Raw genomic sequence first — 25,989 nt, 5'->3', positions numbered from 1 at the left:
TTAAAAAGTTAGAGCCATGCACAACGATGATTTGACCTAAGTTGGTCCAGTTAAAGAATGCGATGAACTGTGCTGCGAAGAATACGATCACAAGGTATAAACCTAAGGCGCTCATTGATCCGCTCATTGCATTCACGATATCTTTGCTGCTTGTGAAATTTTTGGTAACAAAACCATAAACTGCCCCCGGAATAGCAAAGAAGAAGAAAATGAAAATAACGATTGATTTAAAGAAAGGTGAGTTTGCAACTAAACCAGTCGTTTGGTTACGCAAAATACCATCAGCAGGAATAATGGTTACTGCAACGATCATGGATAAAATCAAGAAAGATAAACCTGCCCACAACAATCCTTTTTTCTCTAATGAAGTGACTTCTGCCGATGAAACCATCGTGCTTTCTTCTTCGCTCATATCAGATTGGTTGTATGCCCCCAATTGTGGCTCTACGATTTTAGCTGTTACAAACCAGCCCAATCCTGTCACGATGAATGTGCTGAATGCCATGAAATACCAGTTAGCTTCCGCACCTACTATATAAGTTGGGTCAACAATGCGTGCAGCTTCTTGTGTAATGCCTGATAACAAAGGATCAACAGTGCCCAATAATAAGTTTGCTGAATAACCGCCTGAAACACCTGCAAAGGCAGCAGCTAAACCTGCTAATGGATTTCTGCCCAATGAGTGGAAGATTACGGCTGCTAAAGGGATTAATACAACATATCCCAATTCACCCGCAGTATTGGACATTACGCCTGCAAATACGATTGCGGGTGTTGTTAATTGTGTTGGAGCTTTTAAAACGATTAAACGCATTGCTGAAGAGAATAATCCTGCTTTATCAGCAATACCAACACCTAGCATTGCAACTAACACAGTACCCAATGGTGCAAAGCTTGTGAAGTTTGTAACAACATTGGATAGAATTTTACGAATGCCTTCAGCATTCAATAAGCTTTGCGCATAAATAATTCCACCAGGCACTCGGCCGGGGGCTCCTTCTGGTCTTGGATCTGCAACACTCAATCCAAAGAAAGCACCTAATGCAGAAGCAATTAAAATGGCCGCAATTAATATTGCAAATAATATGACAGGGTGAGGTAGCGCATTACCCAGCCATTCCAAAGTATCTAAAAGCTTATTTTTTTTGGCTTTCATTTCCATAACAAAATATCCTCTATATTTGATGTTAAATATATTTGCATTAAACATTAACTCATTGATATTATTTTATTTAACAGCATCTGTAGTTAAAATTGCATGGCAAAGATAACAAAAGATAGATATTATTTGTAGTAAATATGTAATATTGTTCTAAATTTATACATAATAATTTTATATAATGAATAGATTATTATTTAAATATATGAAAAATGCGCAATGAATTGCGCATTTTAAAATTATAAAAGACTAATGCTGATTATACGTTTAGCCAATCTCTTCCCATTTTATCTGCTGTAATAATCGCAGCGTAAACATCTTGAGCTGTGACTGCAAATGGCATGTTATGAATGGTTTCTCCTTCTGCGCAGCTAAGTTCTGCCGCTGCTTTTAATTTCTCATGATAATTAGGAGAAGTATCTTCAAAACCTAGTTGTGCAATTGTAATCGGTAGGCCAACTTGGGTGCAGAAATCTAAAACTTCATCAATTTCATCTAATGGTGCATTTTCTAAAACTAATTGTACTAATGTTCCGAATGCGACTTTTTCGCCATGATACATATCATGGCATTCTTCAATGGCTGTGAAACCATTATGAATTGCATGTGCTGCTGCTAATCCTGCGCTTTCAAAGCCTAAGCCGCTGAGTAAAGTATTGGCTTCAATGATGTTTTCTAACGCTTTAGTGCTAACTTTACCTTCAGCAGCTAATTTAGCTTTGTATCCTTCAGATAATAATGTTTCATAACATAAAGTTGCAAGTGACTTTGCTGCCAATGTGCTGAATCCGCCTGCCATAGTTGTTTTATTAGCTTCTGCACAAGCGCGAGCTTCAAAATATGTAGCTAAAGCATCACCCATACCTGCTACTAATAAACGTGCTGGTGCGTTGGCAATGATTGTTGTATCCATAACAACAACATCGGGATTTTTAGGATAAAAGAGATAACTTTCAAATTCGCCGTTATCTGTATAAATAACAGATAATGCACTTGTAGGGGCGTCTGTTGAAGCAATGGTTGGTACGATGACAATGGGAACATGTGCATAAAATGCGACAGCTTTGGCTGCATCTAATGTTTTACCCCCACCAATGCCAACAACAATTTTTGCGCCGCTTTCTTTAAAAAGATCACCCAAGCGATCAATCTCTTTTTGAGAGCACTCACCTTGGAAAATGGCTTCGTTAAATTTTATATCACCTGTTTGAAAGCTTTTAGTGATGGTTTCTTCAACTAAGCCAAACACAAAATGATCTGCGATGACAAAAGCATGATGAGCTAAAGGTTTAACATGTTCTGCTAAATGTTGAAGTGCATCAGGACCTTGAATATATTTACCAGGGGATTGCATTACTTTTAACATCTGTATCTCCTTAATCATTGATAAAACAAACTTATTTAAAATTGTTTATAACAATAGTATAACGGTGGGAAAGCTGAAAATGTTTGATATCTATCACAAAGCCACGATAATTTAACAGATTAATATGACGAGAATTATCTCGTGTTATACGAATATTTGTTATTTTTCTTTTTAGGTTGATCTATTGACATCAATATCATCTTCATGAATACTAATTTATAAAATATATTAAACATGTATTTATAGTATGTATTTAAAGTTGAGAGAAAAATTATGAAAACAAGTATTAAAGTTGTTTTAGGTCTTTTGGTTTCAGTCGTCATATTGGTGGGTTGCAGTAAGGAAGATGCATCAGACAAGATTATTAAAATGGGGGTTTCAGCAGGGCCTTATAATGAATTATTTGATGTTGCTATTACGCCGATTCTGGAGGAAAAAGGTTATAAAGTTGAAAATATTGAGTTTAGATCGTTACTTGACTCTAATATAGCGATGCTAGAAGATGGTGTAGATGTTGTGGTTGCACAACATGCAGGTTATATGAAAGTATTTAATGAACAGCGTGGTACAGATTTAGTTGCCATTCAAAAGATTCCAACCGTACCAGCGGCTGTGTTTTCTAAGCGCTTTAATTCCCTTGAGAATGTGAAAGAAGGAATGACAGTATTAATTCCGATGGATGCATCAAATGCAGCGCGTGCTTATGGTTTATTACAAAAAATTGGTTGGATTCAATTAACTGAAGGATTGGATTTGATGAGAGCTTCTAAATTGGATGTAGTTAGCAATCCATATAATTTAGAGATTAAAGAGATTGATTCAACATTAATTCCACGTGTATTAGAAGAAGCTGATTTTGCTGTGATCCCAGGCAGTATTGTTTGGCAGGGAAAAATGGATCCGAGTAAAGCATTAGCACATGAAGCATTGCTGCCTGACTTATATTTACAGGTTGTTGTTCGTGAAAAGAATAAAGATGCTGAGTGGGCAAAAGCAATTATTGAGGCTTATAATTCAGAAGAATTTAAAGCATATTTATCCAAGAATAACCCTAATAACTATTGGGCTGTTCCTAAGAGTTAATTGCAATATCTTGCCTAATGGGCGAGATATTTTCTGTTATGGATATAGCGATATAAATTTTCCACTTTCTCTCTTGCCCAAGGTGTTTGGCGCAAAAACTTAAGTGATGATTTTATACTAGGATCATGGGTGAAACAGCGAATATTGATCTGTTCACCCAAAGCTTCAAAGCCATTATAATATTCCACGAGTTCTTCAAGGATATTGACGAGCTTTTTGCCATGTAATGGGTCATTGGATATATGTTGCATAATTACCTTATAATTTTGTTGTTCTTTTTCAGAAGTTTGTAAATATCTACCGCTTCAGAGCTAGTGCATTTTACCCAAGATTTAATAGAAGCAATATATTTTTCTTCAGTAGTAGGGCGACTACGTTCATTAATCTTATTTAAAATCTTCTGGCACTTTTCATAATGCTGATTCAATAAAGGCTTTGAAATTGGCGTCTGATATGTGACAGAACCTGCATGAATCGAAATGGTTTTGGTGAGCTGTAGATATTGAATGACATCATTGGTTGAGAGGTTGGATAGATTATCTTTTTGTGTAATGACTGAACTCTCAATCACAGATTTTAAACTTGATTCTTTGGATGGGCGATTAGCCTTGCTAAAAATATTTTGAATTTGCTGTGTCATTTTGGGTGACAAAACTTGTGTTATTTGTTGCTTAACAGATTGCGAAACTTGTGGTGATGATTGTACAGGCAGGGCATAACGTACTTGAGTTTGTGTGATAGTGAAAAATCCCAATGATTCTAAATGCTCTATGAAATTTATAATATCAGGTAAGTTATGATTGGCGTAACGGCCAAATACTGCGCTACTTTTGATTAGATTGATGAGTTTTTCTTTGTGCTTTGGGCGATTATTTTTGGATAAGGCTATTTTAGCCAATTTCACCAATTCAGGATCAATCTCATGATGAATAATGGCTTTAGCTTTTGTTAATGTTTGATTGTGTTTACGAGCAATGCGATCAATTTTTTTTCCTGAATCTACTAAATGATCAATAAGAGGGTCGTAACCTTTATCATTGGAAATAATATGAAAATGTAATGTTTCATCATTAGATAGTTTGCCAATGTAATAAGAGATGAAAAAATCTAAAGCATTATTCGCGGATTCTTTTAATTGTATTCTGTGTAGTCTCTTGCCGATCTGACTACTGACATCGATCCAGAAGGGTGGAAAGTTGTTTTGGTGAGCGCCATGAAAAAGATAAATTTCACATGTGTCATCTATTAAATCTGTAAGTTCTTCTTCAGTTGATTGTAGATTTTCAAAATCTAAAAAGTAGATATGTTTTGTCATAGTTATTATTATCCGTTGATAGTAAAATCGTTTCAAAGCTCCTATCAAGTTTTTTAAATCAATATATTATAAAAAATCCCGATTAAAAGATCGGGATTGTTATTAGCGCTTTAAAAGATTAATTATTTTTTTTTAACATCATCAAAGAAATCTTTAACTCTATCTAACCAACCTTTTTCTTGTGGGTTATGTTTTTCACCCAATGTTTCGCCAAATTGTTTGAGGATCTCTTTCTGCTCATTGGTTAATTTTACAGGTGTTTCGATGTTTACTGTGCAGAGTAGATCGCCTTGATGATCACCACGAATGGATCTCACGCCTTTACCTCGTAAGCGGAATACTCGACCAGTTTGTGTTTCAGCAGGAATTTTAAGGCTTACACGGCCATCTAAGGTTGGCACTTCGATCTCGCCACCTAAAGCTGCTGTGACAAAGCTAATTGGTACGATGCAGTGTAAGTTTTGGCCATCACGCTTGAAGATTTGATGTGGACGAACATTGATTTGAACATATAAATCACCATTTGGACCGCCATTGCCACCCGCTTCACCTTTACCTTCTAAGCGAATATTATTGCCAGTATCTACACCTGCTGGAATTTTAACTTCCAATGTTTGTGTTTTGTATTCTGTACCTGAACCACGGCAAACTTTACAAGGATTCTTGATAATTTTACCGCGACCATGACAAGTGGGGCATGGTTGTTGAACAGAGAAGAAGCCTTGTGAACGGCGAACTTGACCCGCGCCATGACATGTATCACATGTTGTGATTGAAGTGCCAGGTTCAGCACCTTTACCATCACAATGTTCACATGTACTACGAATATTTGTTTGAATGCGTGAAGTTGTCCCAAATACAGCTTCTTCTAAAGTGATGTCTAATTGATAGCCAACATCATCACCTTTGTATGCACGTGGGCCAGAGCTGCGTCCACCACCAGCACCACCAAAGAATTGGGAGAAGATATCATCCATATCACCAAAGCCACTGAATCCACCAAAGCCACCGCCGCCGAATCCGCCAGCACCACCTTGGCCATTCACTGCATCATGACCATATTGATCATACATACGGCGTTTGTCTTCATCAGATAGAATTTCATAAGCATTTTGAACTTCTTTAAATTTCTTTTCTGCCTCTTCTTCTTTACCAATATTTTTATCTGGATGATATTTGCTTGCCATTCGACGATAAGCTTTTTTGATTTCGTCTTGTGTTGCTGACTTGGCAACACCTAAGATTTCATAATAATCGCGTTGTGACATAATATTTAGACTTCCTTAAGCTGTAAAACTAATAATTTATAAATAATAATTCGCAAGATTACTCATAAGTTATGAGTTTCTAACTTGAAGAAAGCAATATCCCAAGATGGGATATTGCTTCATTGGAGATGTTATTGAGATAAATTATTTTTTATCATCTTTAACTTCTTCGAATTCTGCATCCACGACATCATCTTGTTTGTTATCAGGATTCTGACCTTGTGCCGCACCTGCTTCGCCTGCTTGTTGCTGTGCTGCATATGCTTTTTCAGCAACTTTACCAGCAGCTTCTGTTAATGCTTCAGTTTTCTTCTGAATTGTTTCAAGGTTATCACCTTTGATAGCCTCTTGAAGTTCAGAGATTGCTGATTCAATCGCTGCTCTTTCATTTGCATCAACTTGTTCACCCAAATCTTTCAAAGATTTTTCTGACATGTGAATCATTTGCTCAGCGGAGTTACGTGCTGCAACTAACTCTTGGAACTTTTTATCTTCTTCTGCATTCATTTCAGCATCTTTGATCATTTTGTCGATGTCTTCTTGGGATAAACCAGAGTCAGACTTGATCACGATAGATTGTTCTTTGTTTGTTGCCTTGTCTTTTGCTGATACGTTGATGACGCCGTTCGCATCGATATCAAAAGTTACTTCGATTTGTGGTACGCCACGTGGTGCTGGTGGAATGTCTGATAATTCAAACTGACCCAAAGTTTTGTTTTGAGAAGCTTGAGGACGTTCACCTTGTAATACATGAATCGTTACTGCTGGTTGGTTATCTGTTGCAGTAGAGAATACTTGGCTTGCTTTAGTTGGGATCGTAGTGTTTTTATCGATCAATTTAGTCATTACACCGCCCATTGTTTCAATACCTAATGATAATGGCGTAACGTCTAATAATAATACGTCTTTAACATGACCACCTAAAACACCACCTTGAACTGCAGCACCAGATGCTACTGCTTCATCAGGGTTAACGTCTTTACGAGGATCTTTACCAAAGAATTCTTTAACTTTTTCTTGAACCTTAGGCATACGAGTTTGACCACCAACTAAGATAACTTCGTCGATTTGTGAAACTGTCAAACCTGCATCTTTCAATGCAACTTTACATGGTGCCAAAGTACGCTCGATTAAATCTTCTACCAAAGATTCTAATTTTGCACGTGTTAACTTGATGTTCAAGTGTTTTGGACCAGTGCTATCAGCAGTGATGTAAGGTAAGTTGATTTCAGTTTGCTGTGCTGAAGATAATTCAATTTTTGCTTTCTCACCAGCTTCTTTTAAACGTTGTAATGCTAAAGGATCGTTACGTAAATCAATGCCTTGTTCTTTTTGGAACTCATTAACTAAGTAATCGATTACTGCAGCATCGAAGTCTTCACCACCCAAGAAAGTATCACCATTTGTAGACAATACTTCGAATTGTTTTTCGCCATCAACATCAGCGATTTCAATGATAGACAAGTCGAATGTACCACCACCTAAATCATATACAGCGATTTTAGCGTCTTTCTTAGCGCCTTTATCCATACCGTAAGCCAAAGCTGCTGCTGTTGGTTCGTTGATGATACGTTTAACTTCTAAACCAGCAATACGGCCAGCATCGATTGTTGCTTGACGTTGTGAGTCATTGAAGTAAGCTGGTACTGTGATTACAGCTTCAGTAACTTTTTCACCCAAGAAGTCTTCAGCAGTTTGTTTCATTTTCATCAAAACGCGAGCAGAAACTTCTGGTGGTGCTAATTTTTTATCACCCAATACGCTCACCCATGCATCGCCATTATCAGCTTTGATGATTGAGTATGGTACTAAGTCGATGTCTTTTTTAACTTCAGCGTCTTCGAACTTACGGCCGATTAAACGCTTGATTGCAAATAAAGTGTTTTTTGGGTTTGTGACAGATTGGCGCTTAGCAGGTTGACCTACCAAGATTTCACCACTTTCTGTATAAGCGATGATGGAAGGTGTTGTACGATCACCCTCTGCATTCTCGATTACGCGAACTTTCTCGCCATCCATTACAGCCACACAAGAGTTTGTGGTTCCCAAGTCAATACCAATAATTTTACTCATATTCAGTTGCTCCTAAAAATGCTTTAAATAAACTGTAAATTTCTAATGTTTATTAAGATGGGGCAGGGTTTTAGGATTTCAAGTAAAAATATGAAAATTATTTGCAGTATTTGAGAAAAATTATTGACGTGCGCCAAATACCGCGCTACCGACGCGAATCATGGTTGCACCTTCAGCAATTGCCCATTCTAAATCGTGGCTCATGCCCATAGATAATTCTGTGGCTGTATTTGGTATTAAACCTTGAGTAATGGCTTGTTCATTTAAGGTTCTTAAATGAGCATAGCCTTCACGAACGGATTTTTCATCATCTGCATTTAAGCCAATGGTCATAAATCCACGGATTTCAAGTGTTGGAAATTGCTGTAAAGATTCTAAGAAAGGGAAGAGTTGATCAGTTGCTAAACCTTGTTTACTTTCTTCCTTGGAAACATTTACTTGAATGAATATTTCTCGTGTTTCATTGTGTTTTTCGCATTCAGTATGTAATTTTTCAGCCAAAGATGAACGATCCACAGATTGAATGCATTGCACATAAGGGAAAATCGCACGAACTTTATTGGTTTGTAAATGGCCAATGAAGTGCTGTTGATAAGGCATAATAACTTTATCTGAGCGTTGAATGTGGGGAAATTTATCCGTCACTTCTTGGGCGCGATTCTCACCAATTAAAGCAAAACCAAGATCAATTGCTTCTTGAATGCGTTCAATTGGCTGAGTTTTTGTCGCCAATAGCAATAGAATATTTTCAGAATTCCTACCTGAAGCTTGTGCTGCATTGGTAATTCGATCTAAGATTTGGTTTAAATTATTTTGAATATTCATGAGATTTTTTTAGGGTCAATGTCTAACGATTTCAATTTTCGATATAAATTTGTGCGTTCCATACCTACTTTGTCAGCCAATTTAGCAATATTGCCTTCACAAGATTTAAATTGTGCTAATAAGTAAGCTTTTTCAAATTGCTCACGTGCTTCGCGTAGAGGTAAATCTAGTGGTAATAAATCTTCAGAAATGACACGAGTTTGGCTTTTTTTGGTGAGCAATTCATTCACTTCATTTAATGTAACTTCTTCACTTTTGCCTAGAACTAATAGTTGTTGAACGATGGATTTGAGTTCTTGTACATTGCCGTGCCAAGTATGATTGCGTAGGCGATTTTGTACGGCAATTGGGAAATGACGATACTGTAAATGTTCTTCTTCTACAAAATGATGAATATAGAATGCAATTAAATCTGGTACATCTTCAGGGTGTGCGGAAAGTGATGGAATATCCAGTGGTAGGATATTGAGCTTATAATAAAGTGCTTCACTGAACTCTTTTTCATCCACAAGTACAGAAAGATCATCACGTGAAATGGCAATAAAACGCACCTCTTTGGCTAATAAATTTTTACCATTGATACGGAAATATTCATTATTATTGATGATATTTGCAAGTTTATCCTGTGCTTCTAAGCTTAGTTGGGCAATATTTTCTAAAATAATACTACCACCATTGGCTTGTTCTAAAATGCCTTGGGTAATTAAAGAGCCGTCTTCTTTGCCAAGTAATGTTTCTTCTATGTTTTCTTCATTTAACTGCCCTAAATTGACTGCAATAATAGGGTTGTGAGCTCGATCTGATAGTGAATGAATATAGTGGGCAAAGAGATGTTTACCTGAGCCTAATTCACCCTTCAATAAAACAGTACGATTGCCGGATTCTGCGATCTGCTTTGCTTTAGTACGAAGCGATGACATTAATGGGCTTTTGCCTACAGGCTCTATTGTGAATTGCGGTGTTAAAGATTGAGGCTTCAATGTTGGTTGAACAATTTGTTCTTTGAGTGCTCGTTTCACGACAGCAACTAATTTTGCTAATGTTAGCGGTTTTTCTAAGAAATCAAATGCACCAAGTTTTGTGGCTTCAATGGCATGTTCTAATGTGCCATGACCGCTCATCATGACAACGGAAAAGGGTAAGCTTTGGTAAGCCTTTTTCCATTCATTCATCAAAGAGATACCATCGATATCTGGCATCCAAATATCCAATAAAATTAAGTCAGGCTTGCTATCCTGAATGGCTTTTTGTGCAGAAGTGCCATTGGATGCTGTGCGTACAGTGAAGCCTTCATCTTCCAAAATATCTTTGATGAGGTCGGTAATATCTTCCTCATCATCCACTACTAAAATGTTCGTGTTCTTTAAATCACTCATATTTTATTCGCTCGCTACTTTTTTGGTTGCGGTTTTTTTCGGTGCAGCTTTCTTGGCAGGTGCTTTTTTAGCTGCAGCTTTCTTAGGTTTATCCTCAGAAGTGTCCGCATCTTTTTTAGTTGTTTTTTTGGTGGTTGCCTTTTTCGTTGTCGCTTTCTTAGCAGGTGCTTTTTTGGTAGTTTTCTTACCTTTTTTCGCAGGTGCTTTTGCCAACAATTCTTGGCACTCTTCTAATGTTAAATTCTCAGGATCCTCACGATCTTTTGGGATTCGCGCATTTTTTTCGCCATCTGTGACATAAGGTCCCCAACGACCATTCAATACTTGAATACCTTCAGCCTCAAATGCTTTGATAAATTTAGCAGCTTCTGCAGCTTTATGTGCTTCAATGATTTCTAAAGCACGTGGTAATTCAACGGTATAAGGATCATCTTCTTTCAATGACACAAACTTTTTACCATATTGAATGTATGGTCCAAAGCGACCAATATTGGCACGAATTAATTCATCGTCTTCGGTGCGGCCTAAATCACGCGGTAGCGTGAAGAGTTCTAAAGCTTCTTCCAAAGTGATTGTATTGATGCGTTGATCTTTACGAAGAGAGGCAAATTTTGGCTTATCTTCATCATCTTTATCACCAATTTGTGCAAATGGCCCGAAGCGACCTAATCGCACAGAAACGGGTTTACCTGATTTAGGATCAATTCCAAGTTCGCGGGCTTGTGCAACATCTGCGCGGGAGACAGACTCTTCTTTTTCTTTGCAAAGTTGTTGGAAAGGTGACCAAAATTCTTCCATCAAAGGAATCCAGGCTAATTTGCCATCTGCTACTTCGTCGAGGTCATCTTCCATTTTTGCTGTGAAATCATATTCCACATAACGTGTAAAGTGTTCGGTTAGAAAACGCGATACAATACGTCCAACATCTGTTGGGAAGAATCTTCGTGCATCGACCGTAACATATTCACGGTTTTGCAATGTGGAAATAATGGATGCGTAAGTAGAAGGGCGGCCAATACCATGCTCTTCAAGCGCTTTAACTAATGAAGCTTCAGAAAACCTTGGTGGTGGCTCAGTAAAATGCTGAGTAGCTATGATATCTTCAATATTGATTAAATCACCCACTTTCATATTTGGCAGGATTTTTTCATCATCAGCATCATCTTTTTTATCATCAAAGCTTTCTGTATAAACGATGATGAAACCAGGAAAGAGAATGGTTGAACCATTGGCTCTGAATGTATGCAGTGATTTTTGACCCATATCAACAGCAATGGTATCCATAATGGCAGAAGCCATTTGTGATGCGATTGTGCGTTTCCAAATTAACTCATATAAGCGGAACTGATCAGAAGATAAATAATTTTTTAATTCATCAGGATGACGGAATGCTGAAGTTGGGCGAATGGCTTCATGCGCCTCTTGAGCATTTTTAGATTTAGTTTTATAAACGCGAGGTTCTTCTGGTAGATAATCATCACCATAGCGACCTTTGACAAATGCTGCGATTTCATCCACAGCTTCTTTGGCTAATGTTACGGAGTCTGTACGCATATAGGTGATTAAACCAATGGTTTCTGAACCAATGTTTATCCCTTCGTATAGTGTTTGCGCTGTACGCATTGTACGAGTTGTCGAAAAACCTAGTTTACGTGCAGCTTCTTGTTGCATTGTAGATGTTGTAAAGGGCGCAGTTGGATTACGTTTGCGTTGTTTACGATCAATATTATAAACAGGGATTTGCTTTCCAAAGGTTTGAATCAATGCATTTTTAGCAGCAAATGCAGTTGTCTCATTCACAAAAGAAAATTGCTCAACTTTTTCACCATCAAATTCAGTTAAGCGGCCTTTGAATTGTGATTCACTATGCTTTAGTTGAGATTCAATTGTCCAATATTCTTCTGGTTTGAATGCTTCAATTTCATCTTCACGTTCACAAATCATGCGAAGTGCAGGTGTTTGTACTCTACCTGCTGATAATCCAGGACTAATTTTTTTCCATAACAATGGTGATAAATTAAAACCAACTAAATAATCTAATGCGCGACGAGCTTGTTGAGCGTTAACCATATCCATTGAAATATCACGTGGATGTTCAATGGCTTCCTTAATGGCATTTTTAGTAATTTCATGAAAGACAACACGGGCTACATTTTTATTTTTAAGTTTACCTTTTTCTTCTAAATATTCTTTAATGTGCCAAGAAATTGCTTCGCCTTCGCGATCCGGATCCGTTGCCAACAATAGTGTTTCGGCATCTTTGATCTCTTTAACAATCTCGTTGATGTGCTTTTGATTTCTTTCCACAACTTCATAATGCATAGCAAAGTTTTGATCAGGGTCGACAGCACCTGACTTAGGAATTAAATCACGAATATGGCCGAAGGAGGCAAGAACTTTATAATCTTTGCCTAAGTATTTATTAATCGTTTTAGCTTTGGCCGGGGATTCTACGATAACGAGAGTTTTACTCATGAATGTTAAAATTTCCTTCAATAGTAATTCAATATTAAAAGGTGAAAGCTTCAATAATTAGTTAGAATTTAGAGGTAAGCTTTTATGGAGTTTCTGTGAAAATGTTGTGATAATACACTTTCGTGCACTTAATGAAAACTAAATAATAAGCTACAATGCTTAGATTAATCTTTCAAGTCATAGGATAAAAGATCGGATGCGTCGTCGTGAAGAAAAGCAAAAGAAGTCATTTGGATGGCTCTATATTATTGTGATTGCTGTATTTATTGGCTGGGTCATGATGGATGATTATGGTGCAGGTATTTTTGAAAATGAATCAATTGAGGTTCCAATGCCATGATGAATAAACCTGGCGCAACAGGATTGAGAAGATTGGTGAATGCCACTCAATATTCAATTAAAGGTTTAAAAGCAGCTTTTAAGTATGAAGAGGCTTTTCGTCAGGAGTTGTTGTTACTGCCAGTTATTTTAATTTTGGCGGTTTGGCTTTCTAAATCAGGTTTAGAGTTCGCTTTGTTGTTTGGGAGCTATTGGTTGGTTTTGATTGTAGAATTGATCAACTCAGGCATTGAGGCTGTTGTTGATCGTATAGGTCCTGAACATCATCCGTTGTCAGGGCAAGCTAAAGATATTGGCTCGGCGATTGTAATGTTGGCAATGAGTTTAACATTTGTAACTTGGATTGCAGTCATCGTATTTCGCTAATTGAATCAGAAATAGAAGGTAAAAGTGTTAGTACTTGGAATTGAAAGCTCTTGTGATGAAACAGGGGTTGCATTATATGATAGTGAGCAAAAATTAGTGGCTCATCAGATCTATTCACAAATTGAGTTGCATGCTTTATATGGTGGCGTTGTGCCTGAACTGGCATCGCGTGATCATATCCGTAAATTGCCGCTATTAGTGGATGCAGCCTTGGAAGAAGCAGGTAAAGAATACAGCGATATTGATGGTATTGCTTTTACAGAAGGCCCAGGATTGATTGGCGCTTTGATGGTAGGAGCTTTATATGCAGAAGGCTTAAGTTATGCTTTGAAAAAACCTTTGCTTGGCGTGAACCATATGGAGGCTCATTTACAAGCCGTGCATTTAGAAGATGAAGTGCCTGAATATCCTTTTATGACGTTATTGGTCTCTGGCGGTCATTCACAATTGGTATTGGTAAAGGCATTTGGGGAATATGAAATTCTGGGTGATACATTAGATGATGCAGTTGGTGAAGCATTTGATAAAACTGCAAAGTTGATGGGATTGCCTTACCCAGGTGGTGCAAAGCTTGCGAAAATGGCAGAAGAGGGAGATGACAAAGCTTATGATTTTCCGCGCCCGATGATTCATAGCGGTGATTTAAAATTCAGCTTCAGTGGTCTGAAAACTAAAGTTGCAATGACGATAAAGGATTCTACAGAAGCTGATTATCCAAACATTGCTGCAAGTTTTCAACGGGCTGTGATTGATACATTGGTGGTTAAAACTAAACGTGCAGTTACTGAATATCACGTGAAATCCATTGTAATTGCAGGCGGTGTTGCTGCGAATAAATTATTAAGACAAGAATTGGCACGTGTAATGGAGCCGATGGGTGTGCGAGTATTCTATCCGCGTCCTTTATTTTGTACTGATAATGGCGCAATGGTTGCTTACGTTGGGCATGAGCGTTTAATGCGTAATCAAGGTAGCTTGAATTACGATGTAAAATTAAAAGCACGTTGGCCATTGTCTACATTATCCTCAAAGCAAGAGAGTGAGCAAGAATGACAAAAATGAATTGGCAGCATTTACTTACAAGAGAAAGATTAGGTGTTGCCAATTCTAATGATACGCAGCAATGGTATCGATCAACATTTCAAAAAGATTATGATCGATTAATTTTTTCAGCAGCCTTTCGTCGCTTGCAGGATAAAACGCAAGTTTTCCCATTGGCGCAAACGGATTATGTCCGTACTCGTTTAACCCACAGCTTGGAAGTAAGTAGTGTTGCTAGAAGTATTGGCATGTTGGTTGGACAGCATTTATCTAATAATTTTAGCTTGGGGGATTTTCGAGCATCCGATATTGGTACAATATTATCAGCAGCGGCTTTGGCTCATGATATTGGTAATCCACCTTTTGGACATGCTGGTGAGGATGGTATTGGTCAATTTTTTGCAGATAGTCCAGTGGGGCAAAAAGCATTAGAGGAAATGTCTCTTGCAGAACAGCAGGATTTGTTGAATTTTGAGGGTAATGCACAAGCTTTTCGCTTGCTCACCAAATTACAAAATGTCGATAATGATGGTGGTATGCAATTGTCTTTATCAACTTTGGCAAGTTTTATTAAATATCCTTGTGGTAGTTTAGAGCGTAAAAAAATTAATCATGTTGCTTTGAAGAAATTTAATTTTTTCCAAGCTGAGAAAGAGTCATTCCGTTATATTGTTGATAGGCTAGGGATGGTGTCATTATTAAAAGAAAATAATGAAACTATCGCTTGGGCTCGTCATCCTCTGGTTTATCTTTTAGAAGCAGCTGATGATCTATGTTATTCGTTAGTGGATGTTGAGGATGCCTATCGATTATCGTTAATATCGAGTGGTTTAGTGATCAATTTTTATCAAACAATTATTGATCGTTATGGTGGTTTTCCTAATAAAGTTAAGCGAATTTCAAGAGATAAGGACAAGATTGAGTATTTAAGGGCATTCGCAATGGGGCTCTTAATTGATGAAGTGGTGGCTGCCTTTATTAAGTATGAAGAGCAAATTTTAAAAGGTGAGTGTGAAGTTGACCTTTTAAGTTTAATTCCTTCTGCAGATGCTTTGGCTAATATAAAATCATATGCTTATGATCATATCTATGTTTCTAAACCTGTTTTAGAAGTTGGCATTGCTGGTCATGAAATTATTGATGGCTTATTAAAAGCATTTGTCGGCGCAGTTAATCAAGAATACTATTTAAAATCAACGTCTAAATCTCGAATGTTGATAAGTTTTCTGCCCGATCAATTTTTGGGGCCTAATAGAAAATTAGATGATAATCCTTATTTAAGAATACTAAAAATAACAGATTTTATCTCAGGAATGACCGATCGATATGCTGTGCATGTTTATCAAATGATCTCTGGGGTTCATTTGACTACCTAAAAGAATTAATTTCGGGTAGAATAGCCTCGTCTATAGCAGTGTGTGTATTGATTTTTGTCAATGTAATTATAGCCACTTCGCGTAAAATAAAGCACATTGCTATATGTTGTAAATGTATAGTTTTATTACATAACCTTTTAATTTTTATTTCGGGGGAAGTATGGGAGAAACCGTAGATATTAGGGATACCCAGTACAACTACAGTGTGATTCGTAAATTTGCGATCATGACTTTAGTATGGGGTGCGATCGGTATGACCGCTGGTGTTTGGGCAGCTTTAGAGCTAGCTTGGCCTGCGCTAAACTTTGATCAAGCTTGGTTAAGTTTCGGTCGTATTAGACCGGTTCACACAAACTTAGTAATTTTTGGTATGGGTGGCTCGGCATTGATGGCAACATCATTTTACGTTGTACAACGTACGTGCCAAGTGCGCTTAGCTTATGGTAAAGTTGCTGAATTTGTATTCTGGGGCTGGACGATTGGTATTTTTGGCATCATGTTGAGCTATCCTTTAGGTTTCACACAAGGTCAAGAATATGCTGAATTTGAATGGCCATTAGACTATGCAGTAGCAATCGTTTGGGTTTGTTATTTCTGGGTATTCTTCAATACGTTATTACGTCGTAAGCAAGAACATATCTATGTAGCAAACTGGTTCTACTTAGCATTTATTTTAGCAACAGCACTTTTACATATTTTTAACAATATCACAATTCCAGTAATTGATGGTTGGACTATTAAATCATATAACGTATTCTCTGGTGTTCAGAGCGCGATGGTTCAATGGTGGTATGGTCATAATGCTGTAGGTTTCTTCTTGACAGTTGCGTTCTTGGGTATGATGTACTACTTCGTTCCTAAAGAAGTTAACCGTCCTGTTTATTCTTATCGTTTATCAATCATCCACTTCTGGGCATTATCGTTCTTGTACATGTGGGCTGGTGCTCACCATTTACATTGGACTTCATTGCCAGATTGGACTTCATCATTAGCAGCAACATTCTCAATCATTTTATTGTTACCATCATGGGGTGGTATGATCAACGGTATCATGACATTGTCTGGTGCTTGGGATCAAGTACGTACTAACCCAATCGTTCGTTTCTTCGTAGTTGCATTATCTTTCTACGGTATGAGTACGTTCGAAGGCCCATTGATGAGCTTGAAATCAGTAAACGCATTATCTCACTATACAGACTGGACAGTAGGTCACGTTCACTCAGGTGCTTTAGGTTGGGTTGCGATGATTACATTCGGTTCTTTATACCATATGATTCCACGTATCTTCGGTGCTAAGTTATACAGCGAAAAATTAGTATTTGCTCACTTCTGGTTAGCAACTATTGGTATCGTATTGTATGTTGCAGCATTGTGGGTTGCAGGTATTGGTCAAGGTATGATGTTACGTGGTTTCGATCCTAACTACGGTACTTTAACTTATAAGTTCATTGAAACAGTTCAGTTCATGCACACACCTTATATCTTACGTGCATTGGGCGGTAGCATGTTCTTATTAGGCGGCTTAATCATGATTTATAACTTCATCATGACTATGAAGCAAGGTACAAAAGCACAAGCGGACAAGCATGCTGTTATTCCAGCAGTTGCTGCTCATGCTTAATACGGGGAGAAACTAAATTATGATTAGACATGAACAAATTGAAAAAAACTCTGGATTGATGTTGGTTTTAACATTGGTCATCATCAGTATTGGTGGTTTGATTGAAATCGTTCCATTGTTTTTCATTAACGACACAATTGAAGTTGTTAAAAAAGAAATTACGGAAACAAGCCGTGATGCAAATGGTAAACGCGTACGTACTAAACGTGAAGTAGATGCAATTCGTCCTTATACTCCTTTAGAGCAATTAGGCCGTAACATCTACATCAGAGAAGGTTGTTATGCGTGTCACTCACAGCAAATCCGCCCAATGCAAGATGAATACTTACGTTATGGTTATTATTCATTAGCAGCTGAATCTCAGTTTGATCATCCATTCCAATGGGGTTCAAAACGTACTGGTCCAGATTTAGCACGTGTTGGTGGTAAATACAGCAATCGTTGGCAGTCTGAACACTTGAAAAACCCAAGAAGTGTTGAGCCTAAGTCAATCATGCCTGGCTATCCATATTTAAGTAAAAATGATCTTTACTATAAAGATGTGAAGTCACACATGAAAGCATTGCGCATTACAGGCGTGCCATATTCTTCTAATGATGAAGAATATAAAGCTAACGTAGAACGCTTTGGTGCAAACGTTGCTGATCTTTTAGTGATTGATAATGCTATTGAAAACTTGGAAAAACAAGCAAAAGATGGTAACTACGATCCAGGAAGAGAAGGTATCTCAGAAATGGCTGCCTTGGTCGCATATTTACAAGTGTTAGGTACTATGTATCAGTTTAAAGATGATGATGGTATCGAGTACAGTAAATTCCGTTAATAAAATAAGTTGAGGACATAAAATGTTAGATTTTCTCTATTGGTTTACAGATCACGGTAATAGTAAGATTGCAGCTGTCGTTATTTTCTTCCTAGTGTTTGTGGGCATCATATTTTATGTCTTCACTAATAAAGACCGTAAGGCTCGTTACGATGCATATCGTAGTATTCCGCTGATGGATGAAGAGGATCTCAGCAGTTTGAATCCAGCTCGTAACGATCAGAGTAAGATCAGTGATGATCGTTCATAACGATTATTACAGTTAATTTTGGGGACTTTTTATGAGTGAAAATATTGATAAAAAACAAGAAGTAGAAACCACCGGGCACGTGTGGGACGGTGTGCAGGAGTTTAATAATCCTCTACCAAGATGGTGGTTATTATCTTTCTATGGCACTGTAATCTTCAGTTTGATTTATTGGGTGCTTTATCCAACTTGGCCTTTACCAAATAACTGGACAAAAGGTATTAAAACTGTTCAAGTTAAAGAAGGTGGTGAGGTTAAAGAATTAAACTGGAATACACGTACTTTATTGGCAGAAGAATTACAGTCATCTACAGAAGCTAAAAATCGTGATGCTTTCTATGGTAAATTAGGTGCTTTGAAAAAATTAGAAGATATTCAAGCAACTGAAAATGAAGGTTTGAAAGAGTTTGCATTAAGTACTGGTGCTGTAATGTTTGCGGATAACTGTGCAACATGTCATGGCGCAGGTGGTGAAGGTAAGTTTGGTTTATATCCGAACTTAACTGACGATGCTTGGTTATGGGGTGGTCACTATTCTCAAATTGAACAAACAATCACAATGGGTCGTACTGGTAATATGACACCTGCATCATTAACAGGTTTAACTGATGATGAAATCACTGATGTAGCAAAATACGCTTTAACTTTATCAGGTAATTATACTTCTGATGAAGCTTCAGAGCGTGGTAAAGTGATTTTTGAAGGTAAAGGTACTTGTTATACATGTCATGGTCCAGATGGTAAAGGTGTTGTCACAATGGGTGGTGCGAACTTAACAGACCAAATCTGGGAATTGGTACCAATTTTTGACGCAAAAACTGACGATGAAAAAGTTGCGATGATTCGTAAGCAAGTAATCGATGGTGTAACACCTGCAACAGATCGCGTAATGCCTACTTGGAAAGATCGTTTAACTAAAGAGCAAATCAGAGCTTTAGCAGTTTATGTTCATGAGTTAGGTGGTGGTCAGTAAGTACTGATTCAAATTAAGAAAGTAGTAAATATTAAGGGGCTCACATCAAATGTTGAGCCCTTTATTTTTATTCGCAATTAAAGAGTAGTACAATATACGTGGGAGTAAGAATCAAGAGTAACCATTAGATTAAGTCAGAGGGAGGGAGCTGTGTCAAATCAACAGCCAGAATCGCTTTATCAAAAGCGTATTCCAATCTTTACAAGAGAAGTAAAAGGTAAATTCCGCACATTTAAGTCTGCGGTTTTATACTTTGGGTTAGCTGTATTCTATTTACTGCCATGGTTGCCGTGGCCAAGAGGTGAGAATATTCCGAGTCAAGCTGTATTGTTTGATTTGGCAAGTCGACGATTTTATGTTTTAGGATTGGATGTTGATATTCAAAACATCATGTGGCTTGCCGGTGTATTAATGCTTTTTGCGTTTTTCTTATTTTTTATTACCAATATTGCGGGTCGAGTATTTTGTGGTTATTTCTGTTTCCAAACCATTTGGACAGATTTATTCATTAAAATTGAAGGCTGGATTCAAGGTGGTCGTAATAAACGTCAGAAATTATATGATATGCCATGGAATGCTCAAAAAGTATTACGTGTTGGGGGCACATGGTTAACTTGGTTGATTGTAGCTGTATGGACAGGTTTTACCTTTACAGCATATTGGACGCCAGCAACAGAGTTAATTGTATTGTTTTTTAGTGGACAAGCACCATTTGCAGCTTATGGTACTACTTTGTTCATCACAACAACAACATTCATTATGGCTGGTTTTGCACGTGAGCAAGTATGTTCATATATGTGCCCATATGCGCGTTTTCAGGGCGTAATGTTTGATAAGGACACTTTGGTTGTTGCTTATGATGAAAAACGTGGTGAAGGTACAAAAGGTCGCATCAAACCCGTTAAAGAATTGCGTGATCTAACTGCACGTCATGAAGCCGGTCATGGTGATTGTGTTGATTGTGAGCTATGTGTACAAGTTTGTCCTGCTGGGATTGATATCCGAGAAGGGCTTAACTATAAATGTATTACATGTGGTTTATGTATCGATGCTTGTAATACAATGATGACGAAAACGGGCTATCCAACAGGTTTGATCCGTTATGACTCATTAAATGGTTTAGAGGGTAAGAAAACTCATTTTATAACACCTCGTAATTTGGGATATGGATCAGTCATTTTAATTGTGGTAGGTATTTTGGCATGGAGTATTATGACCAGTGCTCAAATGTCGTTCTTACTAGAAAAAACAAGAACACCTGCATTTACAAGAATGAGTGATGGTTTAATTCAGAATCGTTATACATTGAAGTTGAATAACCTAACGATGACACCAAAAACTGTAGAGCTGAAGTTAGCAGATGCAGATGGCATTTCATTAAATGTACCAGAAAAGAATGAAACATTAGCACCAGGTGTTCGTAGAAATTGGTCCGTGTTGATTCATCAGACAGTTAAAGAAGCGCCCACTCAACCAGTTAATCTGGAAATTTTAGTTAAAGATGAGCAAGGAAATGTTATTGAAACACATAATTTATCATCTACATTTGTGACTAAATAAAATATAATGAGCAAGTTAAAAATAGAGCGAGAGCTCTATTTTTGCTTATTAAAAAAACTTGAATTAGGAGAAAAGTAAGTATGCATGACGTATTAACCATAACCGTCGGTGGAGTTGTTGGTGTTTTAATTGTGACCCTTCTTTTACATCATCTGTTTCGCTTTACTCGCTTGCAAGCATCTGTTATTTCGGGATTGATGAGTATTGCGGTACTTGTGCCTTATTTAATTCTAAATTGGACAGGTGGGGATGTTGCTGCACTCTATTTTTCATGTAATATTTTAACGAGCTATGCATATTATTTAGTAGGTCAAAAGCGTAATGCTTTAAAAGATAAAGATGGGAAGAGAACACATTGGGTGCCGATCGCAATTTTTGGTTTCTTCTTGGTTTTGGTCATTGTTGATGGTGCTTTTGTATTCATGGCAGAAGCAGGTTTACGTGTAGAATACTACGATAAAAATGGCAGTTTAAAGACTGTTAATACAAGATTCCCGGGTGAAGTCCCAAACGCTTATCAAAAACAAGAAGCGTATTTTAATGAGCATAAGGCTAACATGCGCGCACAAGCAGAGCGTGGATGGAAAGTTCGTTATCAATTTGAAACTAATCCGCCAAAAATTTCAGAAGATAATGTGATGAGCTTTTTAGTTGTGGATAAATATGGTGCGCCAATTGATGGGGCAGATGTTGTTGTAAAATTAAAGCGTTTAGCTGAACAAGAATTAAATCGTACTATCCTGTTTAAAGGAATTGGTGATGGTATTTATGAAGCGCCAGTTAATTTTGAACGCTTAGGTCGTTGGGATTTTGAGATTCATGTCACGCGTGGTGATGATACTTACCAAGATGTGAATGATAACGTGATTGAAGTAATTTAAGTTGAGTGAATAATGCCAAAAAATATATCGCAACAGTGTTTCCACTGTACCCAGCCTATTGTTGGCAGTGTGCCATTTGTTGTTAATATTAATGGCAAAGATGAACCTATGTGCTGCATCGGCTGTAAAGCCGTTGCAGAAATGATCTGCGATTCAGGATTAATGCATTATTATGAGTTTCGTACAGAAGCTGCAATGAGGCCTGATTCATTGAATGATTTGGTCCCTGAAGAGTTAAGGCAAGAACTTGATTTTTATGATCATCCTGAAATTGCTAAACAGTTTATTAGTAATCAAAAATCGGGTGATGATAATGTTGCTAAATTAAGTTTGATTATTGATAAAATTGTGTGTGCTGCATGTGTTTGGTTGATTGAGCATCAAATCAAGCGTATTCCTGGAGTTCAGAAGTTTGATATTAATTATTCAACACATAGAGCATATCTCGAATTTGATCCAGATAAAATTCAGCTTTCAAAAATTCTTTTGGCAATTTATAACTTGGGTTATGAAGCCACGCCATATGATGAACAAACTCAGCAAAAGAAATTGAAAAAAGAGCGCCAAACGCTGTTTTTAGAGTTTGGTGTTGCCGCAATATTTTCAATGCAAGTCATGATGTTTTCGTTTGGCTTGTATTTTGGTCATTATCAAGGTATTAGTGAAGAAGCTCGATTGATTTTGCGTTGGGCAAGTTTATTGATGTCTATTCCTTGTGTAACTTATTCAAGTTGGACTTTCTACAAGTCTGCTTTCTATGATTTAAAAAATAAACGATTGACGATGAACGTTAATATCTCGCTTGCCATTATATTGGGTACATTAGCGAGTATTTGGAATACTGTATTTAATATCGGTGAAATCTATTTTGAATCTGTCACGATGTTTGCATTCTTGCTGTTGGGTGCTCGCTTAATCGAGATGAACGCACGACATAAAGCATTGATGATGACAGATCATATTCTAAAATTAAAACCACATATCGCTGAACGCATGATCGATGAGCAAAATAGCGAGTTCATTGCGGTGAGCCAAATTAATGTGGGTGATGTGTTGCGCGTAAAACCTGGAGATTCTGTTCCTGCAGATGGTATTTTGCTGCAAGATTCAGCATGGGTAGATGAGTCATTATTAACTGGTGAAAGTTTACCTATTGAAAAGCGCATGAATGAAGATGTGATTGGAGGTTCGATCAATCAAGAACAATCTTTATTGATGAAAGTTTCTAAAATTGGTGGTGATACAGTTTTCTCACAAATGACGCTGATGATTGAGCGTGCCATGAGTGAAAAACCAAAGTTTGTGAAATTGGCAGACTTAGTGTCTACTTGGTTTGTGTTAATTTTATTATTGGCTTGTGCAGGTACTTATATTGCATGGTTATATGTGGATGCATCCCGCGCATTTGAAGTAATGTTATCTGTATTAGTCGTTTCATGTCCTTGTGCGTTAGCTTTGGCAACGCCAGCTGCTATTAGCTCAGGCAATCAAGCGATGATCGAAAAAGGTTTAATTGGTACAAGATCAGGAACAATCGAAGCTCTAGCAAAAGTGACTGATATCGTATTTGATAAAACAGGTACATTGACGCAAGGTAATTTAATGCTTGTTCAAGAGAAAAATCTAACCAATGATATGAGCAATGCTGAGTTAATGCAGATTATTTGTTCATTGGAAGCAAGTTCTAATCACCCAATTGCAGCAGCATTCCATCGCATTCATCAAAAGAATCCTTTAGAGCTTTTGAGCGTATCTAACTTGGATAATATAGTAGGTAAAGGTTTGGAAGGTACAATCAATGGTGAACAATATCGTGTGGGGCGCATTGATTGGTTTGAAACTAAAGAACAGCATAATTTGGACGAAGGTATTTGGATTGCATTGGGAAAAGGCAATACTTTGTTGGGATTGTATTGCTTAAAAGATGAATTGAAAGTAGATAGTGAAGCTGTTGTGCAAAAGCTTAAAGAAGAAGGTTATCGCTTACATATTTTAAGTGGTGATCGCATTGAAACCGTACAAGCAATGAATCATCGCTTAGGTATTGAGAATATTCATGGCGATCAAACACCTGAAGATAAATTAGCTTATGTCACTCAACTACAATCAGAAGGCCGAATTGTGGCGATGCTTGGTGATGGTATCAATGATGCACCAGTACTGGCTCAGGCTGATGTGTCTATTGCGATCGGGCAAGGAGCATTATTAACACAAGCAACTGCTGATATGATTTTGATGCATTCCACAGAAATGAATCCATTATTGGATGGTATAAATGTTGCAAAACGGACCAATAAAATAATTATTCAAAATTTAGGTTGGTCTTTATTATATAATATTTTAGTTCTGCCGGCTGCTATGATGGGTTATATTGTGCCTTGGATGGCGGCTTTAGGTATGAGTTTAAGTTCATTGTTAGTGATTGGTAATACATTACGAATCCGAGAGGGAGAAAAAGAGTGAAGATTCTATACTTTCTTCTACCATTATCCTTTTTATTGCTTGTATTTGTAGCCATCGCGTTTGTTTGGGCGGTTCGATCAAAGCAGTTTGATGATATGGAAGGACCTGCACACCGTATTCTATTCGATGGAGAAGATGATGATTTCTATCGTTTGGGTAAAGATAAAGAAAAGACTTTAGAAGAAAAGGATGAGAAAAAATGAGTCAATTGAAAGCCTCTGATATTAAGAGAATTGCACAATTGTCACAGATTGCGATCAGTGATGATGAAATTCCGATGATTGAAGAAAAGTTGGAAAGCACTTTGGCGATTTTGAATCAGTTGCAAAATGTGGATACCACAAATGTTGAGCCAATGAGCGACCCATTTGATCGTACACAACCTTTTAGAGAAGATATTGTGACAGAAAGTAATCATAGAGATGATTATCAGGTTGTAGCACCTTCAGTAGAGAAAGGCTTATATTTAGTGCCGAAAGTTATTGAATAATCATCCATTATCGACGAGTCAGAATTAATCATTATGAAAAATTATAGTATTAAAGAATTACGTAGCGCATTGGATACGAAAGAAGTATCGAGTGTAGAAGTATTTGAACATTTCAAATCAGAGATCGAAACACACGATCACAAGATTAATAGCTTTATCACAAAAACATATGATCAAGCATTAGCACAAGCACAGAAAGCGGATGAAGTGATTGCAAAAGGTGAGCAGTCAATGTTGACGGGTATTCCGATAGCACATAAGGATCTATTTTGTACAAAAGGAATCAAAACAACTGCGGCATCTAAAATGCTAGAAAATTTTGTATCACCTTATGATGCAACAGTTGTAGAAAAACTAGATCAAGCTGGTGTGATGGTTTTGGGTAAAGTGAACATGGATGAATTCGCAATGGGCGGTACAAACCGTACAAGCCATTTCGGTACAGTTCACAATCCTTGGAATTTTGATCATGTTGCTGGCGGATCATCTGGTGGTTCAGCAGCAGCTGTAAGCGCAGGATTTGTCTTAGCAGCAACAGCTTCAGATACAGGTGGCTCAACGCGTCAACCAGCGAGCTTCTGTAACTTAACAGGTATTAAAGCAACGTATGGTCGTATCTCTCGTTGGGGTATGATTCCATTTGCATGTTCATTTGATCAAGCTGGCGTGATCGCTAAAACAGCAGAAGATTGTGCGTATATGTTTGAATCTATGGCGGGATTTGATGCGAAAGATTCAACATCACACAATATTTCAGTACCAAAATATTCAGGCTTGTTGAACCAATCCATTGAAGGATTGCGCATTGGTATTCCTAAAGAGTTTTTATCTCCTGATTTAGATCCTGCAATTGCAGATGTGATCCAAAC

At 37.4% G+C, this 25,989-nt stretch carries 24 protein-coding genes; 15 read left to right on the top strand and 9 right to left on the bottom strand.

The window, feature by feature from the left end; genetic code table 11:
* On the bottom strand, nucleotides 1–1,162 hold a 1,162-nt coding region (locus tag BZK14_RS09460; RefSeq protein WP_077926257.1), incomplete at its 3' end, for an AbgT family transporter.
* A gap of 256 nt (nucleotides 1,163–1,418) precedes the next feature.
* Nucleotides 1,419–2,525, bottom strand: coding sequence for a glycerol dehydrogenase (locus BZK14_RS09455; protein WP_077926256.1), 1,107 nt, complete (start codon nucleotides 2,523–2,525; stop codon nucleotides 1,419–1,421).
* A 273-nt stretch (nucleotides 2,526–2,798) separates the two neighbouring features.
* On the opposite strand from BZK14_RS09455, the gene BZK14_RS09450 reads away from it, so the two are divergent.
* On the top strand, nucleotides 2,799–3,608 hold the full coding sequence (locus BZK14_RS09450) for a MetQ/NlpA family ABC transporter substrate-binding protein (protein WP_077926255.1): 810 nt from the start codon (nucleotides 2,799–2,801) through the stop codon (nucleotides 3,606–3,608).
* Between the two features lie 14 nt (nucleotides 3,609–3,622).
* Here BZK14_RS09450 and BZK14_RS09445 read toward each other — a convergent pair whose 3' ends face one another.
* The 7 genes from BZK14_RS09445 to BZK14_RS09415 form a co-directional block, all read right to left on the bottom strand.
* Nucleotides 3,623–3,859: a VF530 family protein gene (locus BZK14_RS09445; RefSeq protein ID WP_077926254.1), complete on the bottom strand. Its 237-nt coding sequence runs from the start codon at nucleotides 3,857–3,859 to the stop codon at nucleotides 3,623–3,625.
* A 2-nt stretch (nucleotides 3,860–3,861) separates the two neighbouring features.
* Complete coding sequence (locus BZK14_RS09440) at nucleotides 3,862–4,923, bottom strand: PIN domain-containing protein (RefSeq protein ID WP_077926253.1); 1,062 nt, start codon at nucleotides 4,921–4,923, stop codon at nucleotides 3,862–3,864.
* Nucleotides 4,924–5,045: 122 nt separating this feature from the next.
* Complete coding sequence (gene dnaJ / locus BZK14_RS09435) at nucleotides 5,046–6,191, bottom strand: molecular chaperone DnaJ (protein WP_077926252.1); 1,146 nt, start codon at nucleotides 6,189–6,191, stop codon at nucleotides 5,046–5,048.
* 144 nt (nucleotides 6,192–6,335) lie between these two features.
* Complete coding sequence (gene dnaK / locus BZK14_RS09430; RefSeq protein WP_077926251.1) at nucleotides 6,336–8,264, bottom strand: molecular chaperone DnaK; 1,929 nt, start codon at nucleotides 8,262–8,264, stop codon at nucleotides 6,336–6,338.
* A 120-nt stretch (nucleotides 8,265–8,384) separates the two neighbouring features.
* Nucleotides 8,385–9,089 carry a YggS family pyridoxal phosphate-dependent enzyme gene (locus BZK14_RS09425; protein ID WP_077926250.1) on the bottom strand — a complete coding sequence of 235 codons (705 nt, stop codon included), beginning with the start codon at nucleotides 9,087–9,089 and terminating at the stop codon, nucleotides 8,385–8,387.
* Nucleotides 9,086–10,465 carry a sigma-54-dependent transcriptional regulator gene (locus BZK14_RS09420; RefSeq protein ID WP_077926249.1) on the bottom strand — a complete coding sequence of 460 codons (1,380 nt, stop codon included), beginning with the start codon at nucleotides 10,463–10,465 and terminating at the stop codon, nucleotides 9,086–9,088. The genes BZK14_RS09425 and BZK14_RS09420 overlap by 4 nt, the downstream gene beginning before the upstream one ends.
* 3 nt (nucleotides 10,466–10,468) lie before the next feature.
* Nucleotides 10,469–12,940, bottom strand: coding sequence for a DNA topoisomerase I (locus tag BZK14_RS09415; RefSeq protein ID WP_077926248.1), 2,472 nt, complete (start codon nucleotides 12,938–12,940; stop codon nucleotides 10,469–10,471).
* 196 nt (nucleotides 12,941–13,136) lie between these two features.
* Between BZK14_RS09415 and BZK14_RS13345 the strand changes: the two genes are divergently transcribed.
* The 14 genes from BZK14_RS13345 to BZK14_RS09350 all read left to right on the top strand — a co-directional run.
* Nucleotides 13,137–13,280, top strand: coding sequence for a hypothetical protein (locus BZK14_RS13345; RefSeq protein ID WP_171973689.1), 144 nt, complete (start codon nucleotides 13,137–13,139; stop codon nucleotides 13,278–13,280).
* The gene (locus BZK14_RS09410; RefSeq protein WP_077926247.1) at nucleotides 13,277–13,645 is read left to right on the top strand and encodes a diacylglycerol kinase; all 369 of its coding nucleotides are present in this window, start codon (nucleotides 13,277–13,279) and stop codon (nucleotides 13,643–13,645) included. The genes BZK14_RS13345 and BZK14_RS09410 overlap by 4 nt, the downstream gene beginning before the upstream one ends.
* 24 nt (nucleotides 13,646–13,669) lie before the next feature.
* Nucleotides 13,670–14,698, top strand: a complete 1,029-nt coding sequence (gene tsaD, locus BZK14_RS09405; RefSeq protein WP_077926246.1) for a tRNA (adenosine(37)-N6)-threonylcarbamoyltransferase complex transferase subunit TsaD — start codon at nucleotides 13,670–13,672, stop codon at nucleotides 14,696–14,698.
* Nucleotides 14,695–16,062 carry a deoxyguanosinetriphosphate triphosphohydrolase gene (locus BZK14_RS09400; protein WP_077926245.1) on the top strand — a complete coding sequence of 456 codons (1,368 nt, stop codon included), beginning with the start codon at nucleotides 14,695–14,697 and terminating at the stop codon, nucleotides 16,060–16,062. Before tsaD ends, BZK14_RS09400 begins: the two co-directional genes overlap by 4 nt.
* A 160-nt stretch (nucleotides 16,063–16,222) precedes the next feature.
* A complete protein-coding gene (ccoN, locus tag BZK14_RS09395) occupies nucleotides 16,223–17,683 on the top strand; it encodes a cytochrome-c oxidase, cbb3-type subunit I (RefSeq protein WP_077926244.1) in 1,461 nt (486 codons plus the stop codon).
* A gap of 22 nt (nucleotides 17,684–17,705) precedes the next feature.
* Nucleotides 17,706–18,506, top strand: a complete 801-nt coding sequence (gene ccoO, locus BZK14_RS09390; RefSeq protein ID WP_143691429.1) for a cytochrome-c oxidase, cbb3-type subunit II — start codon at nucleotides 17,706–17,708, stop codon at nucleotides 18,504–18,506.
* Nucleotides 18,507–18,528: 22 nt separating this feature from the next.
* Nucleotides 18,529–18,756, top strand: a complete 228-nt coding sequence (locus BZK14_RS09385) for a cbb3-type cytochrome oxidase subunit 3 (protein ID WP_077926242.1) — start codon at nucleotides 18,529–18,531, stop codon at nucleotides 18,754–18,756.
* A 31-nt stretch (nucleotides 18,757–18,787) separates the two neighbouring features.
* A complete protein-coding gene (gene ccoP / locus BZK14_RS09380; protein WP_077926241.1) occupies nucleotides 18,788–19,726 on the top strand; it encodes a cytochrome-c oxidase, cbb3-type subunit III in 939 nt (312 codons plus the stop codon).
* A 150-nt stretch (nucleotides 19,727–19,876) separates the two neighbouring features.
* Nucleotides 19,877–21,286 carry a cytochrome c oxidase accessory protein CcoG gene (ccoG, locus tag BZK14_RS09375; protein WP_077926240.1) on the top strand — a complete coding sequence of 470 codons (1,410 nt, stop codon included), beginning with the start codon at nucleotides 19,877–19,879 and terminating at the stop codon, nucleotides 21,284–21,286.
* A gap of 80 nt (nucleotides 21,287–21,366) precedes the next feature.
* A complete protein-coding gene (locus tag BZK14_RS09370) occupies nucleotides 21,367–22,167 on the top strand; it encodes a FixH family protein (protein WP_077926239.1) in 801 nt (266 codons plus the stop codon).
* A gap of 12 nt (nucleotides 22,168–22,179) precedes the next feature.
* Complete coding sequence (locus tag BZK14_RS09365; protein ID WP_245831282.1) at nucleotides 22,180–24,630, top strand: heavy metal translocating P-type ATPase; 2,451 nt, start codon at nucleotides 22,180–22,182, stop codon at nucleotides 24,628–24,630.
* Complete coding sequence (gene ccoS, locus BZK14_RS09360; RefSeq protein ID WP_077926238.1) at nucleotides 24,627–24,833, top strand: cbb3-type cytochrome oxidase assembly protein CcoS; 207 nt, start codon at nucleotides 24,627–24,629, stop codon at nucleotides 24,831–24,833. Before BZK14_RS09365 ends, ccoS begins: the two co-directional genes overlap by 4 nt.
* On the top strand, nucleotides 24,830–25,120 hold the full coding sequence (gene gatC / locus BZK14_RS09355) for an Asp-tRNA(Asn)/Glu-tRNA(Gln) amidotransferase subunit GatC (RefSeq protein WP_077926237.1): 291 nt from the start codon (nucleotides 24,830–24,832) through the stop codon (nucleotides 25,118–25,120). Before ccoS ends, gatC begins: the two co-directional genes overlap by 4 nt.
* Nucleotides 25,121–25,153: 33 nt before the next feature.
* Nucleotides 25,154–25,989 (top strand): amidase (locus BZK14_RS09350; RefSeq protein ID WP_077926236.1); only part of this gene is annotated, 836 nt, incomplete at its 3' end.

It is taken from the genome of Wohlfahrtiimonas larvae, assembly GCF_002006755.1.
In the GTDB taxonomy this organism is placed as follows: Bacteria; Pseudomonadota; Gammaproteobacteria; order Cardiobacteriales; family Wohlfahrtiimonadaceae; genus Wohlfahrtiimonas; species Wohlfahrtiimonas larvae.
Note: the sequence above shows the minus strand (reverse complement) of the source record. Positions and strands in the feature narration are given on the sequence as shown.

Coding starts and splice junctions, on each gene's coding strand:
- BZK14_RS09455 (WP_077926256.1), bottom strand. CDS start 2,525: ATGTTAAAAGTAATGCAATCCCCTGGTAAATATATTCAAGGTCCTGAT.
- BZK14_RS09450 (WP_077926255.1), top strand. CDS start 2,799: ATGAAAACAAGTATTAAAGTTGTTTTAGGTCTTTTGGTTTCAGTCGTC.
- BZK14_RS09445 (WP_077926254.1), bottom strand. CDS start 3,859: ATGCAACATATATCCAATGACCCATTACATGGCAAAAAGCTCGTCAAT.
- BZK14_RS09440 (WP_077926253.1), bottom strand. CDS start 4,923: ATGACAAAACATATCTACTTTTTAGATTTTGAAAATCTACAATCAACT.
- dnaJ (WP_077926252.1), bottom strand. CDS start 6,191: ATGTCACAACGCGATTATTATGAAATCTTAGGTGTTGCCAAGTCAGCA.
- dnaK (WP_077926251.1), bottom strand. CDS start 8,264: ATGAGTAAAATTATTGGTATTGACTTGGGAACCACAAACTCTTGTGTG.
- BZK14_RS09425 (WP_077926250.1), bottom strand. CDS start 9,089: ATGAATATTCAAAATAATTTAAACCAAATCTTAGATCGAATTACCAAT.
- BZK14_RS09420 (WP_077926249.1), bottom strand. CDS start 10,465: ATGAGTGATTTAAAGAACACGAACATTTTAGTAGTGGATGATGAGGAA.
- BZK14_RS09415 (WP_077926248.1), bottom strand. CDS start 12,940: ATGAGTAAAACTCTCGTTATCGTAGAATCCCCGGCCAAAGCTAAAACG.
- BZK14_RS13345 (WP_171973689.1), top strand. CDS start 13,137: ATGCGTCGTCGTGAAGAAAAGCAAAAGAAGTCATTTGGATGGCTCTAT.
- BZK14_RS09410 (WP_077926247.1), top strand. CDS start 13,277: ATGATGAATAAACCTGGCGCAACAGGATTGAGAAGATTGGTGAATGCC.
- BZK14_RS09400 (WP_077926245.1), top strand. CDS start 14,695: ATGACAAAAATGAATTGGCAGCATTTACTTACAAGAGAAAGATTAGGT.
- ccoN (WP_077926244.1), top strand. CDS start 16,223: ATGGGAGAAACCGTAGATATTAGGGATACCCAGTACAACTACAGTGTG.
- BZK14_RS09385 (WP_077926242.1), top strand. CDS start 18,529: ATGTTAGATTTTCTCTATTGGTTTACAGATCACGGTAATAGTAAGATT.
- ccoP (WP_077926241.1), top strand. CDS start 18,788: ATGAGTGAAAATATTGATAAAAAACAAGAAGTAGAAACCACCGGGCAC.
- BZK14_RS09370 (WP_077926239.1), top strand. CDS start 21,367: ATGCATGACGTATTAACCATAACCGTCGGTGGAGTTGTTGGTGTTTTA.
- BZK14_RS09365 (WP_245831282.1), top strand. CDS start 22,180: ATGCCAAAAAATATATCGCAACAGTGTTTCCACTGTACCCAGCCTATT.
- gatC (WP_077926237.1), top strand. CDS start 24,830: ATGAGTCAATTGAAAGCCTCTGATATTAAGAGAATTGCACAATTGTCA.